Annotated in this window: 15 protein-coding genes; 11 read left to right on the forward strand and 4 right to left on the reverse strand. The window is 69.7% G+C overall.

Features of this window, described 5'->3' with window-relative positions:
* Genes AC07NG_RS05050 through AC07NG_RS05065 form a run of 4 tightly spaced genes read left to right on the forward strand, consistent with a single transcriptional unit; the run spans nt 1 to nt 2,539 of the window.
* Nucleotides 1-1,002 (forward strand): methionine ABC transporter ATP-binding protein, encoded by a 1,002-nt coding sequence (locus AC07NG_RS05050; protein WP_492853802.1) that lies wholly within the window; start codon nt 1-3, stop codon nt 1,000-1,002.
* Entirely contained in the window at nt 999-1,661 is a 663-nt protein-coding gene (locus tag AC07NG_RS05055) for a methionine ABC transporter permease (RefSeq protein WP_487287991.1), read from the forward strand. Before AC07NG_RS05050 ends, AC07NG_RS05055 begins: the two co-directional genes overlap by 4 nt.
* Nucleotides 1,658-2,140 (forward strand): GNAT family N-acetyltransferase, encoded by a 483-nt coding sequence (locus tag AC07NG_RS05060; protein WP_494592595.1) that lies wholly within the window; start codon nt 1,658-1,660, stop codon nt 2,138-2,140. Before AC07NG_RS05055 ends, AC07NG_RS05060 begins: the two co-directional genes overlap by 4 nt.
* Nucleotides 2,141-2,176: 36 nt before the next feature.
* Entirely contained in the window at nt 2,177-2,539 is a 363-nt protein-coding gene (locus AC07NG_RS05065; RefSeq protein ID WP_494592596.1) for a hypothetical protein, read from the forward strand.
* Nucleotides 2,540-2,545: 6 nt separating this feature from the next.
* Here AC07NG_RS05065 and AC07NG_RS05070 read toward each other — a convergent pair whose 3' ends face one another.
* Nucleotides 2,546-3,001 carry a hypothetical protein gene (locus tag AC07NG_RS05070; protein WP_494592597.1) on the reverse strand — a complete coding sequence of 152 codons (456 nt, stop codon included), beginning with the start codon at nt 2,999-3,001 and terminating at the stop codon, nt 2,546-2,548.
* A gap of 161 nt (nt 3,002-3,162) precedes the next feature.
* Here AC07NG_RS05070 and AC07NG_RS05075 point away from each other — a divergent pair, with 161 nt between their 5' ends.
* From AC07NG_RS05075 to AC07NG_RS05085, 3 genes are all read left to right on the forward strand, one after another.
* Nucleotides 3,163-3,966 carry a MetQ/NlpA family ABC transporter substrate-binding protein gene (locus tag AC07NG_RS05075; protein WP_492853797.1) on the forward strand — a complete coding sequence of 268 codons (804 nt, stop codon included), beginning with the start codon at nt 3,163-3,165 and terminating at the stop codon, nt 3,964-3,966.
* A 258-nt stretch (nt 3,967-4,224) separates the two neighbouring features.
* Nucleotides 4,225-4,968: a RadC family protein gene (gene radC / locus AC07NG_RS05080; protein ID WP_494592598.1), complete on the forward strand. Its 744-nt coding sequence runs from the start codon at nt 4,225-4,227 to the stop codon at nt 4,966-4,968.
* A 99-nt stretch (nt 4,969-5,067) separates the two neighbouring features.
* A complete protein-coding gene (locus tag AC07NG_RS05085; RefSeq protein ID WP_494592599.1) occupies nt 5,068-6,312 on the forward strand; it encodes a dipeptidase in 1,245 nt (414 codons plus the stop codon).
* Nucleotides 6,313-6,454: 142 nt separating this feature from the next.
* Here AC07NG_RS05085 and msrQ read toward each other — a convergent pair whose 3' ends face one another.
* Nucleotides 6,455-7,168, reverse strand: coding sequence for a protein-methionine-sulfoxide reductase heme-binding subunit MsrQ (gene msrQ, locus AC07NG_RS05090; RefSeq protein WP_494592600.1), 714 nt, complete (start codon nt 7,166-7,168; stop codon nt 6,455-6,457).
* Nucleotides 7,168-8,088 carry a protein-methionine-sulfoxide reductase catalytic subunit MsrP gene (gene msrP / locus AC07NG_RS05095; RefSeq protein WP_494592601.1) on the reverse strand — a complete coding sequence of 307 codons (921 nt, stop codon included), beginning with the start codon at nt 8,086-8,088 and terminating at the stop codon, nt 7,168-7,170. Before msrP ends, msrQ begins: the two co-directional genes overlap by 1 nt.
* Before the next feature lie 214 nt (nt 8,089-8,302).
* On the opposite strand from msrP, the gene AC07NG_RS05100 reads away from it, so the two are divergent.
* Nucleotides 8,303-8,680, forward strand: a complete 378-nt coding sequence (locus tag AC07NG_RS05100; RefSeq protein ID WP_494592602.1) for a hypothetical protein — start codon at nt 8,303-8,305, stop codon at nt 8,678-8,680.
* Between the two features lie 148 nt (nt 8,681-8,828).
* Here the strand turns inward: AC07NG_RS05100 and AC07NG_RS05105 are convergent, their stop codons facing one another.
* Nucleotides 8,829-11,717, reverse strand: a complete 2,889-nt coding sequence (locus AC07NG_RS05105) for a bifunctional [glutamine synthetase] adenylyltransferase/[glutamine synthetase]-adenylyl-L-tyrosine phosphorylase (RefSeq protein ID WP_494592603.1) — start codon at nt 11,715-11,717, stop codon at nt 8,829-8,831.
* Between the two features lie 96 nt (nt 11,718-11,813).
* Between AC07NG_RS05105 and AC07NG_RS05110 the strand changes: the two genes are divergently transcribed.
* From AC07NG_RS05110 to AC07NG_RS05120, 3 genes are all read left to right on the forward strand, one after another.
* Nucleotides 11,814-12,182, forward strand: a complete 369-nt coding sequence (locus tag AC07NG_RS05110; RefSeq protein ID WP_110120712.1) for a BlaI/MecI/CopY family transcriptional regulator — start codon at nt 11,814-11,816, stop codon at nt 12,180-12,182.
* On the forward strand, nt 12,172-13,080 hold the full coding sequence (locus tag AC07NG_RS05115; protein WP_487288000.1) for a M56 family metallopeptidase: 909 nt from the start codon (nt 12,172-12,174) through the stop codon (nt 13,078-13,080). Before AC07NG_RS05110 ends, AC07NG_RS05115 begins: the two co-directional genes overlap by 11 nt.
* Before the next feature lie 77 nt (nt 13,081-13,157).
* The gene (locus tag AC07NG_RS05120; RefSeq protein ID WP_494592604.1) at nt 13,158-13,712 is read left to right on the forward strand and encodes a hypothetical protein; all 555 of its coding nucleotides are present in this window, start codon (nt 13,158-13,160) and stop codon (nt 13,710-13,712) included.
* Nucleotides 13,713-13,717: the final 5 nt, after the last annotated feature.

Below are 13,717 nucleotides of genomic sequence, written 5' to 3' on the forward strand. Positions count from 1 at the left end.
GTGATCCGTTTCGACTCCGTCTCCAAGACCTACGCCGCCTCGCGCGGCGCATCTGGTCATGCGGCCCTGCGCGAGGCCTCGCTGGAGGTCGCCCAGGGCGAGGTGTTCGGGGTCATCGGCGCCTCGGGGGCCGGCAAGTCGACCCTGATCCGCCTGATCAACGGCCTGGAGCTGCCCACCGGCGGCAAGGTGGTGGTCGACGGCGACGACGTGGCCGCGCTGGACGTCGCCGGCCTGCGGGCGCTGCGCCGGCGGGTGGGGATGATCTTCCAGCACTTCAACCTGCTGTCGTCCAAGACCGTCGAGCAGAACGTCGCCTTCCCGCTGAAGCTGGCCGGCCGTGCGCCCGCCGAGATCAAGGCCCGCACGGCCGAGCTGCTGGCGCGGGTGGGGCTGTCGGACCACGCCACGAAATATCCGGCCCAGCTGTCGGGCGGCCAGAAGCAGCGGGTCGGCATCGCCCGCGCCCTGGCCACCGGCCCCAAGATCCTGCTGTGCGACGAGGCCACCAGCGCGCTGGATCCGGAGACCACCGAGCAGATCCTGGCCCTGATCTCCGACCTCAATCGCGAGCTTGGCCTCACCATCGTGCTGATCACCCACGAGATGGACGTGGTGCGCCGCGTCTGCGACCGGGTGGCGGTGCTGGAGGCCGGCCGGGTGGTCGAGGAAGGGCCGGTCGAGGAGGTGTTCCTGCATCCGGCCAGCGGCACGGCCCGCCGCTTCGTCGGCGAGGCGGAGGAGGCCTCCGAGGTCGCCCTGCCGGCCGGGGTGCTGGTGCGGCTGACCTTCAAGGGCGAGGCCACCTACAAGCCGGTGCTGGGCGCGGTGGCCCGCGAGACCGGCGTCGACTACTCGATCCTCGGCGGCCGCATCCACAAGCTGCGCGACGCCCCCTACGGCCAACTGACCCTGGCTTTGACCGGCGGCGACATCGAGGCCGCCATCGCCCGCTTCGAGGCCGCCGACGTGCGCGTGGATCGCCTGGAGGACGCCCGATGAGCCTGTTCGCCAACATAGACTGGAGCGACATCGGCTTCGCCACGCTCGACACCCTGACCATGCTCGGCGGCTCGATGGCCCTGACCGTGATCCTGGGCCTGCCGCTGGGCGTGATCCTGTTCCTGACCGGCAAGGGCCAGATGCTGGAGAACAAGGCCGCCCATACGGTGCTGGGCCTGCTGGTCAACATCCTGCGCTCGGTGCCGTTCGTGATCCTGCTGATCGTGATGATCCCGCTGACCGTGCTGCTGGTCGGCACCTCGCTGGGCGTGGCCGGGGCCATCCCGCCGCTGGTGGTGGGCGCCGCGCCGTTCTACGCCCGCCTGGTCGAGACCGCCCTGCGCGAAGTCGACAAGGGCGTGGTCGAGGCCAGCTTCGCGCTGGGCGGTTCGCGCCGGCAGGTGGTGCTGGGCGCGCTGCTTCCAGAAGCGATGCCCGGGATCATCGCCGGGGCGACGGTGACGGCCATCGCGCTGGTCTCCTACACCGCCATGGCCGGGGTGGTCGGGGCCGGGGGCCTCGGCGACCTTGCCATCCGCTTCGGCTACCAGCGCTTCCAGACCGACGTCATGGTGGTGACCGTGGTGGTGCTGCTGATCCTGGTGCAGGTGCTGCAGATGGTCGGCGACGCGGTGGTGCGGCGGGTCTCGCACCGGTGAGCGCGCTTGCGATCAGGCCCGCCGTCGAAGACGACATCCCGGCCCTGGTCGCGCTGAACGCCGTGGTCCAGGCCCTGCACGCGGCGCTGTCGCCCGAGGTCTTCAAGCCGAAGGTGGATCCGGTCGAGCTGGCCGCCTTACTGCGCGGGCTTCTCGATCAGCCGAGCCATCGCCTGCGGGTGGCGGCCTTGGACGGCGCGACGGTCGGCTATGCCTGGGCCGAGGTCCAGGACCGGCCCGAGACGCCGTTCGCCCTGGCCCGCCGGCGGCTCTACCTGCATCACCTGTCGGTGGATCCGGCGGTTCGCCGCCAGGGCGTCGCCTCGGCCCTGCTGGCGTCTATCGAGGAAGAGGCCCGCGCGGCGGGGCTGGCCAGCGTGGTCCTCGACGCCTGGGCCGACAACGCGGACGCCCAGGCCTTCTTCGCCGCCGCCGGCTACGGGCCGCTGAACATCACGCGCGCCAAGCGGCTGGGGTGATTGCGGCGGCCGTTCCGGGCGCCTAAAACCCCCAATATGAGCGACGACATCATCCTTCCCGCCCCGCCGCCCGAGCACTGGGACGAGGCCATGGCGCAAACCATGCCGGGCAAGACCATCCTGGTGGGCCTGACCTTCCTCGACGCCGACGGCGAGATCGAAGCGGTCGAGCAGTTCCACGGCGTCATCCTGTCGGCCGAGGCCGACGAGGGCATATTGGTCGACCTGCTGGGCGAGGAGGACGACGGCGACACCTATCTGCTGCCGCCCCAGACCTCGAACATCCAGGCCGCCCAGCCGGGCACCTACACCCTGGCCAATGGCGAGGTGCTGGAGAACCCCGACTTCGTGTCGAACTGGACGATCCAGGGACCCGAGGATCCGGCCAACGAGGCCTGAGGACTGTCAGGTTCCGAAGCAGCGCCGCACGGTCAGTTCGATCAGGCGGCGTCGCTCCAGCATCGTGCCGACGGCGTCCCGGGCGCCTTCGACAGCGACGTCGCCCACCATGGCGTCGTGGCAGACCAGCGCGCGCTGGGTGACGCCCTCCGTCGACAGCGTGCAGACCCCGCCATAGATCTTGCCGGCGTGGTGGCTGGTGGTGCTGGTCGGCATGGAAAAGCCGGTGTCGCAGTCGGTGACCGTGGTCGTCAGCTTATTGAAGGTCATGCCGCCCTGCAGCGCTCGGGTCACCTCATCCAGAACCGGACCTTCGGCCCAGTCGATGGGGTAGTTGTCCTCGCCGATCCGCACCGTCTGCATGTCCCGCGCGATGCGCACAGGGCCTTCCACGGCTAGGGCGGCGCTGGCCATCGCCATCGTGGCGATAATGGCGATGGCGTAAAGGCGGGGCGTATTCATCGGCCGTACTTATGACTGCGAGACGCCGGTTCGCAACCCATAGTCAAGCTGCCGCCGCGCCAGCCACGTCACCCTCTTCCCCGCCTCAGGAAAACTGATTCCGCCCCGGCGGCGTTTTCGCGCAATACCCATCCGGAATTATCGACTTACCGGAGCCGTTCATGGTCGCCCGCCGCGCCGCCCTCCTCAGCCTCGCCGCTCTCGCCCTGCTGGCCGCCTGCAGCCGCCAGCCCGCGCCGTCGGCCGCCGACACCCTGGTGGTCGGCGCCACCGCCGTGCCGCACGCCGAGGTGCTGGAGTTCATCAAGCCGAAACTGGCGGCCGAAGGCCTGAAGATCGACGTCAAGGTGTTCAACGACTACGTCCAGCCCAACACCCAGCTGGCCGAGAAGCATCTGGACGTGAACTACTTCCAGACCGGTCCCTATCTCGACACCGTCAACGCCGACCACGGCTGGGGCCTGGTGAAGGTCGCCGGCGTGCACATCGAGCCGCTGGGCGCCTATTCCTCGAAGATCAAGGCCATCGCCGACCTGCCGGCCGGCGCGACCGTGGCCATCCCCAACGAGCCCAGCAACGGCGGCCGCGCCCTGCTGCTGCTGGCCCGCAACGGCCTGATCACCCTGAAGGATCTCAAGAACCCCGTCTCGACCCTGAAGGACATCACCGCCAACCCCAAGAACCTGAAGTTCAAGGAGCTGGAATCGGCGACCCTGCCGCGGGTGCTGAACCAGGTCGACCTGGCGGTGATCAACACCAACTACGCGCTGGACGCCAAGCTCGACCCGTCCAAGGACGCCCTGCTGATCGAGGACAAGACCAGCCCCTATGTGAACTTCCTGGTCGCCCGTCCGGACAACGCCAGCGATCCGCGCGTGCAGAAGCTGGCCAAGGCTCTGACTTCGCCCGAGGTGAAGGCGTTCCTGGCCGAGAAGTACAAGGGCGCGGTGGTTCCGGCGTTCTGATTTCGCTTCCCTAGATCCTAGAGGTCGTCATCCCGGAAAGCCCGCAGGGCTTATCCGGGACCCAGGGGACTGGGCTCGGCGGCGAGGTCGTCCACCCGGGCGGTCGCCGATGCGGTGCGGCGGCCCATGGGTCCCGGCTCTGCCGCCCGCTTTCGCGGGCGTTCGGCCGGGATGACGGCTGTTGATGCGGGGGCGAATGACGCCCTCTCGACAACTCCAGATTGCTAAGCTCTAATCCTTCCCTCGCAAGGGGGTGCGATGGTTAGCGGCAAGTCCTTGAAGGTGTCGGAGGCCGCGCCGCGCGCGCCCAGAGCGCCGGCTAAAACCGCGCTGGCGCACCAGACCGGCCATCGCGAGCGCCTGCGGGAGCGGGCCAGGGCCGCGGGCCTGGCCGCGCTGCCCGACTACGAACTGCTCGAACTCTATCTCTTCCGCAGCCTGCCGCGCGGCGACGTCAAACCGCTGGCCAAGGCCCTGCTGGCCAGGTTCGGCTCGTTCGCCGGGGTGCTGGGGGCCAGCGTCGAGGAGCTGAAGACCGTCTCCGGCGTGGGCGAGACCGCCGCCGTCGAGCTGAAGATCCTGCACGAGGCGACCTTGCGCGCCGGCCGCGAGACCATCGCCAAGCGGCCGGTGATCTCGTCGTGGACGGCGCTGCTGGGCTATGTGCGCGTCGCCCTGGCCAACGAGTCCCGCGAGCAGTTCCGGGTGCTGTTCCTCGACAAGAAAAACCAGCTGATCGCCGACGAGGTGATGAACCACGGCACGGTCGACCACGCCCCGGTCTATCCGCGCGAGGTGATGCGCCGGGCGCTGGAGCTGGCCAGCTCCAACATCATCCTGCTGCACAACCACCCCAGCGGCGACCCCACGCCCTCGCGGCCCGACATCGAGATGACCAAGCAGATCATCACCGCCGGCAAGGCGCTCAGCATCGTCGTGCACGACCACCTGGTGGTCGGCCGCGACGGCGTGGCCAGCTTCAAGGCGCTGGGGCTGATCTGACGCTCACCCGCGAAAAGTGGGCGCGAAGAAAATCTAATATCCTTGACGCCGGGCGCGGCGCCCCCGAGCTTGACCGGATCAGCTGTTCCGGAGTGTCCCATGCGTCGCCTGCTGTCAGTCCTGCTCGCCTCGACCGCCCTGCTGGGCGCTTCCGCCAACGCCGCCGACGCGCCCAAGAATGAGGGGGGCAAGAGCGAAGTCTCGAAAGCCGATCGGGCCCTGCACGAGCGCATCCTGACGCTGGACACCCACCTCGACACGCCCGAGCACTTCTCGCGCCCCGGCTGGAGCATGACCGACCGTCACACGGTGGGGCAGGACTTCACCCAGGTGGACCTGCCGCGAATGAACGACGGGGGCCTCGATGGCGGGTTCTTCGTCATCTACACCGGCCAGGGCGACCTGACCGCCGAGGGCTATCGCTACGCCCGCGACTTCGCCCTGACCCGGGCGACCGAGATCCGCGAGATGGTGGCGGCCCATTCCGACAAGTTCGAGCTGGCCTACACGCCCGAAGACGCCGTCCGCATCAACAAGGCCGGCAAGAAGTTCGTCTTCCAGAGCATCGAGAACAGCTGGCCGATCGGCGAAGACCTGACCCTGCTGCAGACCTTCTACAAGACCGGCGTGCGCATGGCCGGGCCGGTGCACTTCCGCAACAACCAGTTCGCCGACAGCTCGACCGATCCCAAGGGCAAGATCTGGAACGGCTTCTCGCCGCTGGGCCTGCGCTGGATCGCTGAGGCCAACCGCCTGGGGATCCTGATCGACGTCAGCCACGCCTCCGACGACGTGGTCGACCAGGCCGTGGCCCTGTCGAAGGTTCCGATCATCGCCTCGCACTCGGGCGCCAAGGCCGTCTTCGATCATCCGCGCAATCTCGACGACGCCCACATCAAGCGCATCGCCGACAGCGGCGGGGCGATCTGCATCAACTCGGTCTATCTGAAGGCCGCCCCGCCCAGCGCCGAGCGCAAGGCCGCCCTGGAAGCCCTGGGCAAGCCGCCGCGCGACGAGGCGACCCAGGCCGAGGTCGTGGCCTACGCCAAGAAGCGCGGCGAGCTGGACAAGCAGTACCCGCCGATCCGCGCCAACTTCGACATCTTCATGGACAGCATGACCCACGTCCTGAAGATCGGCGGCGCCAAGGCCGTCTGCGTCGGCGCCGACTGGGACGGCGGCGGCGGGGTGGAAGGCTTCGAGGACGTGGCCGACCTGCCCAAGATCACCGCGCGCCTGAAGGCGGCGGGCTATTCGGACGCCGACGTGGAGGCGATCTGGAGCGGCAATGTGCTGCGGCTGCTGGGGCAGGCGCAGGCCTATGCGAAGACGGCGGTGAAGTAGCCGCTCCCGCCTTTCAGGATCCTCCCCCTCTGGGGGAGGTGGCCCGGAGGGCCGGAGGGGGGACGTTTTCAGCTTCCGAGGAGGTTGAAGCTACGCCCCCCACCGATCGCTGCGCGATCGCCTCCCCCATAGGGGGAGGTTCCTATTTGGCGGTCGCCTTCCGCCAAACCCGCCACCCCAGCAGCACCGCCAGGATGCCCGCGTACACCAGCGGCGGACGATGATCCGCCTTCACCAGCAGGTAGTAGTGGGCCACGCCCAGGGGCACGATGACGTAGATCAGCCAGTGCAGCCGGTTCCACGCCGCGCGGCCCATCCGCACCACCCAGCCGTTGGTCGAGGTCACCGCCAGCGGGATCAGCAGGGCGAACGCCGCCATCCCCAGGGTGATGAACGGCCGCTTGAGGATGTCCTTCACCAGCTGGCCGAAGTCGAAGAAGAGATCGACGCCGATGTAGCTGGAGAGGTGCAGCGTGACGTAGGCGAAGGCGAACAGGCCGATGGTGCGACGAAAGCGCGCCAGGCGCGGCTTCTTCAGGATCACCGCCGCCGGCGTGATCGCCAGGCCGACCAGCAGCAGCCGCAGGCCCCAGACGCCCAGCTGCCGCACCAGGGTCTCGATCGGATTGACCCCCAGGTCGCCGGTGAAGGCGCGGAAGGCCAGCCACGCCAGCGGCGCGGCGCAGGTCAGCCAGACGGCGGCGTAGACGAGGTTGTCGCGGGTGCGGGAGGGCTTCCGCGCCGACCCCCTCCGGCCCTCCGGGCCACCTCCCCCAGAGGGGGAGGATCTGGTCGGCGCAAAAGATGCTCCCCCTCTGGGGGAGCTGTCGCGGAGCGACTGAGGGGGCTGCGCCATCAGTAGAACTTCTTCAGATCCATGCCGCGGTACAGGTCCGCCACCCACTCGCCATAGCCGTTGAACGCGAGGGTCTCACGACGCCGGAACTCGCCGATGCGGCGCTCGGAGGCCTGCGACCAGCGGGGGTGGTCCACGGCCGGATTGACGTTGGAATAGAAGCCGTATTCGCGCGGCGCCGACAGGTTCCAGGCCGTCGGCGGCTGGCGCTCGACCAGGCTGATGCGGGTGATCGACTTGATGCTCTTGAAGCCGTACTTCCACGGCACGACCAGCCGCAGCGGCGCGCCGTTCTGGTTGGGCAGGGTCTCGCCGTAGAGGCCGACGGCGATCAGGGCCAGCGGGTGGGTCGCCTCGTCGATGCGCAGGCCCTCGCAATAGGGCCATTGCAGCACGTCCCAGCGCTGGCCGGTCATTTCCGAGGGCCGCATCAGGGTCTCGAAGGCGACGAACTTGGCCTTCGAGGTGGGTTTGACCGCCGCGATCAGGTCCTTGAGCGGAAAGCCGACCCAGGGGATGACCATCGACCAGCCCTCGACGCAGCGCAGGCGATAGATGCGCTCCTCCAGCTTCTGGCCCTTGATCAGCTCGTCGATGTCGAAGGTGCGCGGGGCCTCGCAGGCGCCGTCGACGCGGACGGTCCAGGGGCGGGTCTTCAGCTTGCCGGCGTTTTCGGCGGGGTCGGACTTGTCGACCCCGAATTCGTAGAAGTTGTTGTAGCTGGTGACGTCGTCCTTCGGTGTCGGCTTTTCCTGGGTGGAGAAACCCTTGGTGAAGGCCAGGGGCGCGGCGGCCGCCGCTCCGCCCAGCCCTGCCAGCCCAAGCCCGGCCGCGCCGGCGATGAATTCCCGCCGTCGCAGATAGAGGCCCCGGTCGGTGACGTCGTTCTCGGTAAGGTCAGGGCGGTGGCGGATCAGCATCGCGGGGTCTCCGGGCTTGGCCTGGAAGATACGTATGGGACGAGGCCAAGGTTTACGAGGCCGCGCGCCTTTTTCACGACCGTTTCGCGCAAAGGTCGCTATGGTACAGCTTCAAATGGTTATCTTGTGAATGCGCGCACAGATTGTGTTTTCCGGGGCGCGTATCGATCGGGCGTCGCCCAGCGAGGCGATCAACAACCAGAGGAGACACGTGATGGGTTTCTATGGTCCCGAACCTTTCGACACCGCCGAGGCGACCTACGTCTGGACCGGCCTGCGCACGCCGGGCTTCTTCAGCGTCAAGGTCCAGGGCGCGGCGCCGAACTACACCAGCGGCATCCAGCTGGTCCGCGACAACGAGTTCGTCGGCGGCCTGGCCATCGAGGTCATGGGCTGGACCGGCCCCCAGGCCCCGGGCGCGACGCCCTACGCCGTGCAGAACACGTTCAAGGGCTTCTACCTGCCCAAGATCCTGATCGTCGGCTCCAACAAGAGCGTGCTGATCGACGTGAAGGAGATCCCCTTCACCACCGACGAGGCCTATCTGGCCCTCGTGAAGGGCGACGCGAAACAGCCCGAGCCGGCGTACTGATCCTACCTGCTCCTCCCCCGTGAAACGGGGGAGGGGGACCGCGAAGCGGTGGAGGGGGCGAGACTGGGCTCAGTGCCGGCCGTCGCCCCCTCCGTCACGGCGCTGATAGCGCCGCACCACCTCCCCCGCCTTGCGGGGGAGGAGCTTGCTACGCCTTCACCACCGCCTCGAACGCCGCCCGCGCCTCGGCCTTGGCCTTCAGCAGCTTGGCCTTCAGCGAGCGGAACTGGGTCACGTGGCCCGCCCGGGCCAGCAGCGCCCGGAAGGCCTTGGGCTCGTTCTCCGGATCGCCGCCGTCCTCCAGCGCCACCTTGATCAGCTGCGACAGGTCCTGCTCCAGCCGCCAGGCCGACAGGGCCGCGTTGAGCGAGGTCTTGTCGGCCAGACCCGCCGCGATCAGGGCCGACAGGGCCTCGCCGGTGTTCTGCGCCAGAGGGCCGCCGTCTGGTCCGTGGGCCAGTTGCAGGAACTGGGCGATGAACTCGATGTCGACCAGGCCGCCGGGTTCGAGCTTGAGGTCCCACGGCCCCTTGCCCGGCCGCTCGCGCTCCATCAGGTCGCGCATGTCGAGCACGTCGGCGGCGGTCTTGGCCACGTCGCGCGGCCGGCGCAGGGCCGCCTCGATCGCGCCCTCGGCCCGCGCCTTGAAGTCCGGCGAACTGGCCCAGATCACCCGGGCGCGGGTCAGGGCCAAGAGCTCCCAGGTCTCGGACTCGCGCTCGTAATAGTCCTCGAAGGCGGTGAAGCTGACGGCCACCGGCCCCTTGCTGCCCGAGGGGCGCAGCTTCAGGTCCACCTCGTAGAGCGTGCCCTCGGCCGTCGGGGCCGACAGGGCCGAGGTCAGGCGCTGGGTGAAGCGGGCGTAGAAGACGTCGGCGCTCCAGCCCTTGATTTCCGAGGCGCCGGCCGCATCGTCGGCCGCGTAGAGCGTCATCAGGTCGAGGTCGGACTTGGCGGTCATCTCGCGCGAGCCGGCCTTGCCCAGGGCGACCACGGCCACCTGGCCGGGGAAGGCGCCGCCCAGCCGCTCGACCTCGGCCAGGGCGGCCGGCGCAAGGCCGCCGACGATCAGGTCGCCCAGGTCGGCGAAGGCCCGGCCCACGTCGCGGGCGTCGGCCGTGCCGCTCATCACCCGCACCCCGATCCGGAACGACTGGTCGCGGAAGAGGCGGCGGGCCGCGTCCATCGACGGCTCGAACTCGGCCGGATCCCACGGGATGTCGGCCGGAACCTCCATCGGGCCGAAGAAGGCCGGATCCAGCAGGGCGTCCAGCGCCGTCGGCCGGCGGGCCAGGGTGGTCGCCAGGCGCGGGGCGAAGGCCATGACCTGCACCACCAGCTCGAACAGCCGCGGCTGGGCCAGGAACAGCGACTGGATCTGCACGCCCGAACTGAGCGAAGCGAAGAAGTCGGCGAAGCGGTTGAAGGCCGCGTCCGGCGCGCCCGTGGCGTTGGCCGCGTCCAACAGGCGGGGGGCCAGGCGCGTGAACAGCTCGCGGCTGCGCTCGGTGCGGGTGGCGGCGATATGGCCGTGGTGCCAGCCCCGGATGGTGGCGGCGACGCGATCAGGGGCCGAGAAACCCATGCGCTTGAGGGTGGCCAGGGTCTCCGGATCGTCCTCGACGCCGGTGAAGACCAGACTCCCGAAGCGCGACGACAGCTCCTCCTCGCCCTTGAACAGGGCGCCGTAGCGCTGGTTGACGCCCTTCAGCATCTTGCCGACGGCGGCGTCGAAGCTGCGCAGGTTGCCGTGGTCCCACAGGGCGGCGACCTTCTTCCGGTCGGCGTCGGACTCGGGCAGCTTGTGGGTCTGGTCGTCGGCGATCATCTGGGCCCGGTGCTCCAGGGCCCGCAGGTCGTGATAGGCGGCGGTCAGATAGGCGCAGTCCTCCGGCGTCACGTGGCCGGCGTCGCGCAGGGCGGCCAAGGCGTCCAGGGTGCGCGGGCTGCGCAGGTCCGGGTGGCGACCGCCGAGGATCAGCTGCTGGGTCTGGACGAAGAACTCGATCTCGCGGATGCCGCCGCGACCCAGCTTCAGGTCCGCGCCCTTGGCCTCCAGCCGCTCGTCCACCTTGTAGGCGTGGATCTGGCGCTTGATGGAATGGATGTCGGCGATGGCGGCGAAGTCGAGGTTGCGCCGCCAGATGAAGGGCTGCAGCTCGGCCAGGAAGGCCTCGCCGCGCGCGATGTCGCCGGCCGCGATCCGGGCCTTGATGTGGGCCGCCCGCTCCCAGTTCTGGCCGACGCTCTCGTAGTAGTCCAAGGCCGCGTCGATCGGCATGGCCGGCGGGGTCGAACTGGGGTCGGGGCGCAGGCGCAGGTCGATGCGGAAGACGTAGCCGTCGGCGGTGCGCTCGGCCAGCATCCGGCCCAGGTGCTGGGTCAGGCGCACGGCGACCCCTTGCGGCTCGGTCCCCTCGCTGACCGGCAGGGCCTCGGGCGCGTAGAAGATCGAAAAATCGATGTCGCTGGAATAGTTCAGCTCATGGGCGCCGTGCTTGCCCATGGCGATGCAGAAGAGGCCCGGGATCGGGCCGTCCTGGCCTTCACCGACATGGGTGAGGGCGCCGCGCGCCACCTCGACCCGGGCGGCCTGGGCGAGAGCCGCGTGCAGGCTGGCGTCGGCGAAGCGGGTGAGGGCGCCGGTCACCGCGTCCAGGTCCCAGACGCCGCCCAGGTCGGCGAGGGCGGTCAGCAGGTGCAGGTCGGCCTTCAGCTCACGGAGGGTTTTGCGGGCGGTCTCGAAGTCCGGCTCGGCGGCGACGGCCTCGGCGGCGGCCAGGATGTCCGACAGCCGGGCCTGCGGGTCGCTCTCCAGGATCGTGGGCAGGCGCGCGCCGTCGCGACGGGCGAGGCCCGCGAGATACGGCGAGGCGGCGAACACCGGGGCCAGGGCCGGCCAGGCGGCGTCGACCGTGGCCAGCTTCTCGCCGGCCCGGCGGGCGATGCCCTCGTGGGCCCGCTCGGCGGCCTTGGGATCGACGATCGGGCCGCAGGGGGCGAGGTGGTCGAGCAAGGGGGAGAGGGGGCGAGTCATGGTCGCACTCTTACCTGCCCGGCCCCGAGCGCCAAGCATCGCTTGACGATGTCTTTTACGGGCGTAATCATTCCCGCAACAGAGTAGCGGGCCGTCATGAGCATCACCCAAGCCGAAAGCCACGTCATGGAGGCGCTCTGGACCCAGAGCCCTCTGACCGTCGAGGAGATCCTCGAGGCCGTCGCCGCCCCGCAGAGCTGGGGCGAGGCCACGGTCAAGACGCTGATCAACCGCCTGCTCAAGCGCAAGGCCATCGAGTCGCGCCGCATCGACGGCCGCGTGCGCTATGTGCCGATCGTCAGCCGGGCCGAGTATCTGCAGAGCGAGAGCCAGGGCCTGCTCGACCGGTTGTTCGACGGCCGGCTGACGCCCCTGGTGGCGCATTTCGCCAAGCACCGCTCGCTGTCGCCCGACGAGGTCAAGCAGCTGAAACAGCTGATCGCGGAGCTGGACGATGCTGGTTGATCTGCTGGCCCTGACCCTGCTGCGCGTTCAGTTCGCCGCCGCCGCCGGGGTGCTGCTGGTCCTGGCGCTGCGGGTTCCGGTGCGCCGCCTGGTCGGCCCCGAGGCGGTCTACAAGCTGTGGCGCCTGGCGCCGATCGCGGCCCTGGTCAGCATCTTCCCCAGCCTGTCGGAGGCCCTGAAGGCGGGCGCGGCGGCCCAGCCGCCCGAGCGCCTGCTGGCCGTGGCCATGCTGACGGTGTGGGTCGTCGGCGTCGTCGGCCTGGCCGGCCTGATCGCCCTGGCCGAGCGCGCCTTCCGCGCCCGGGCCCGCGCCGGGCTGGAGGGACCGGCGGTGATGGGCGTCTTCTGTCCGCGCCTGGTCATTCCACACGACTTCGCCAAGCGGTTCGACGCGGCCGAGCGCGAGCTCGTTCTGGCCCACGAGCGGGCCCACATGCGGCGCGGCGACCCGCGCGGCAACCTGATCATCACCGCCTGCCAGGTGCTGGGCTGGCTGAATCCCTTCGTCCACCTGGGCGCGGCCATCGCCCGCCTGGATCAGGAGATCGCCTGCGACGCCGACGTCGTGGCCCTGACGCCCAAGGCCCGCAAGCGCTACGCCGAGACCCTGATGAAGGCCCACGCCTGCACGGCCGCCTCGCCGCTGGCCTGCGCCTTCGGCCGCCACCCGCTGGTCGCCCGCGTGCGGGTGCTGGCCGGACCCGGACCGGTCGCCGCCGAGGGACTGACGGTCACCATCGCGGCCCTGACAGCGGTGACCATCCTGGCGGTCTGGACCCTGACCCCGCGCGGCCTGGACGTTCCGCCCTTCCGCGTGCCGGGCGGCGAAGCCCGCGTGTTCGTCGACGGCGTCACCCCGCCGCCGCTGAGCCGTCATGTCGAGGCGTTGGCGCAGTAGGGCGTGACGACGATGCGGGGTTGCATAGAATAAAACTACATGTGTAATCTTTCCTTGCCCTCAAGGAGAGCTCGCCCGTGTCGTTCGTCCTGCCCGTCCCCGACGCCAATGCGGGCCGCAAGCGCGCCGTCCTGGCCTGGCGCATTCTCGGCGCCGCGCTGGCCGTGAGCCTGCTGGCCGCCCTGGCCTACGCCGTCTTCGACTTCATCCGCTTCGAGCGGGCCATGGGCGCGCTGCCGCCGGCCAAGGGCGAGGCGCTGGAACCGGCGCGGGCGCAGGCCATGCGGCGCTGGTCGGTGGTGCATCCGGCCCTGGTGGCGCGGCTGAAGCAGTCTCGGGACCTGGAGCTGGGCGGGGTGTGGATGATGCGCGGCGGCCGGGTCTGCGGCGTGGTCAACGGCAAGACCAGCTTCGGCGGCTTCACCGGCATGACGCGGTTCTACACCGACGGCGATACGCCGGTGTTCGCCTATGACGACCGGGGGGCTTTTCGCGAGCACTGGCATCAGTGCGATCGCGACCGCTGGGCGGTGATCCGTCAGGGCTCGGACGAGACGGGCTTCTGCGCGACGAAGTTCGGGGCGACGCGGTGCCATGTGGTGCGCCGGCAGGCGACGACGATGCCGCGTTAGGCCTT

The organism is Caulobacter sp. GW821-FHT10C03, assembly GCF_059415485.1.

Coding starts and splice junctions, on each gene's coding strand:
- AC07NG_RS05070 (WP_494592597.1), bottom strand. CDS start 3,001: ATGAATACGCCCCGCCTTTACGCCATCGCCATTATCGCCACGATGGCG.
- AC07NG_RS05105 (WP_494592603.1), bottom strand. CDS start 11,717: ATGACTCGCCCCCTCTCCCCCTTGCTCGACCACCTCGCCCCCTGCGGC.
- radC (WP_494592598.1), top strand. CDS start 4,225: ATGGTTAGCGGCAAGTCCTTGAAGGTGTCGGAGGCCGCGCCGCGCGCG.
- AC07NG_RS05085 (WP_494592599.1), top strand. CDS start 5,068: ATGCGTCGCCTGCTGTCAGTCCTGCTCGCCTCGACCGCCCTGCTGGGC.
- AC07NG_RS05075 (WP_492853797.1), top strand. CDS start 3,163: ATGGTCGCCCGCCGCGCCGCCCTCCTCAGCCTCGCCGCTCTCGCCCTG.
- msrP (WP_494592601.1), bottom strand. CDS start 8,088: ATGCTGATCCGCCACCGCCCTGACCTTACCGAGAACGACGTCACCGAC.
- AC07NG_RS05100 (WP_494592602.1), top strand. CDS start 8,303: ATGGGTTTCTATGGTCCCGAACCTTTCGACACCGCCGAGGCGACCTAC.
- AC07NG_RS05055 (WP_487287991.1), top strand. CDS start 999: ATGAGCCTGTTCGCCAACATAGACTGGAGCGACATCGGCTTCGCCACG.
- AC07NG_RS05110 (WP_110120712.1), top strand. CDS start 11,814: ATGAGCATCACCCAAGCCGAAAGCCACGTCATGGAGGCGCTCTGGACC.
- AC07NG_RS05065 (WP_494592596.1), top strand. CDS start 2,177: ATGAGCGACGACATCATCCTTCCCGCCCCGCCGCCCGAGCACTGGGAC.
- msrQ (WP_494592600.1), bottom strand. CDS start 7,168: ATGGCGCAGCCCCCTCAGTCGCTCCGCGACAGCTCCCCCAGAGGGGGA.
- AC07NG_RS05115 (WP_487288000.1), top strand. CDS start 12,172: ATGCTGGTTGATCTGCTGGCCCTGACCCTGCTGCGCGTTCAGTTCGCC.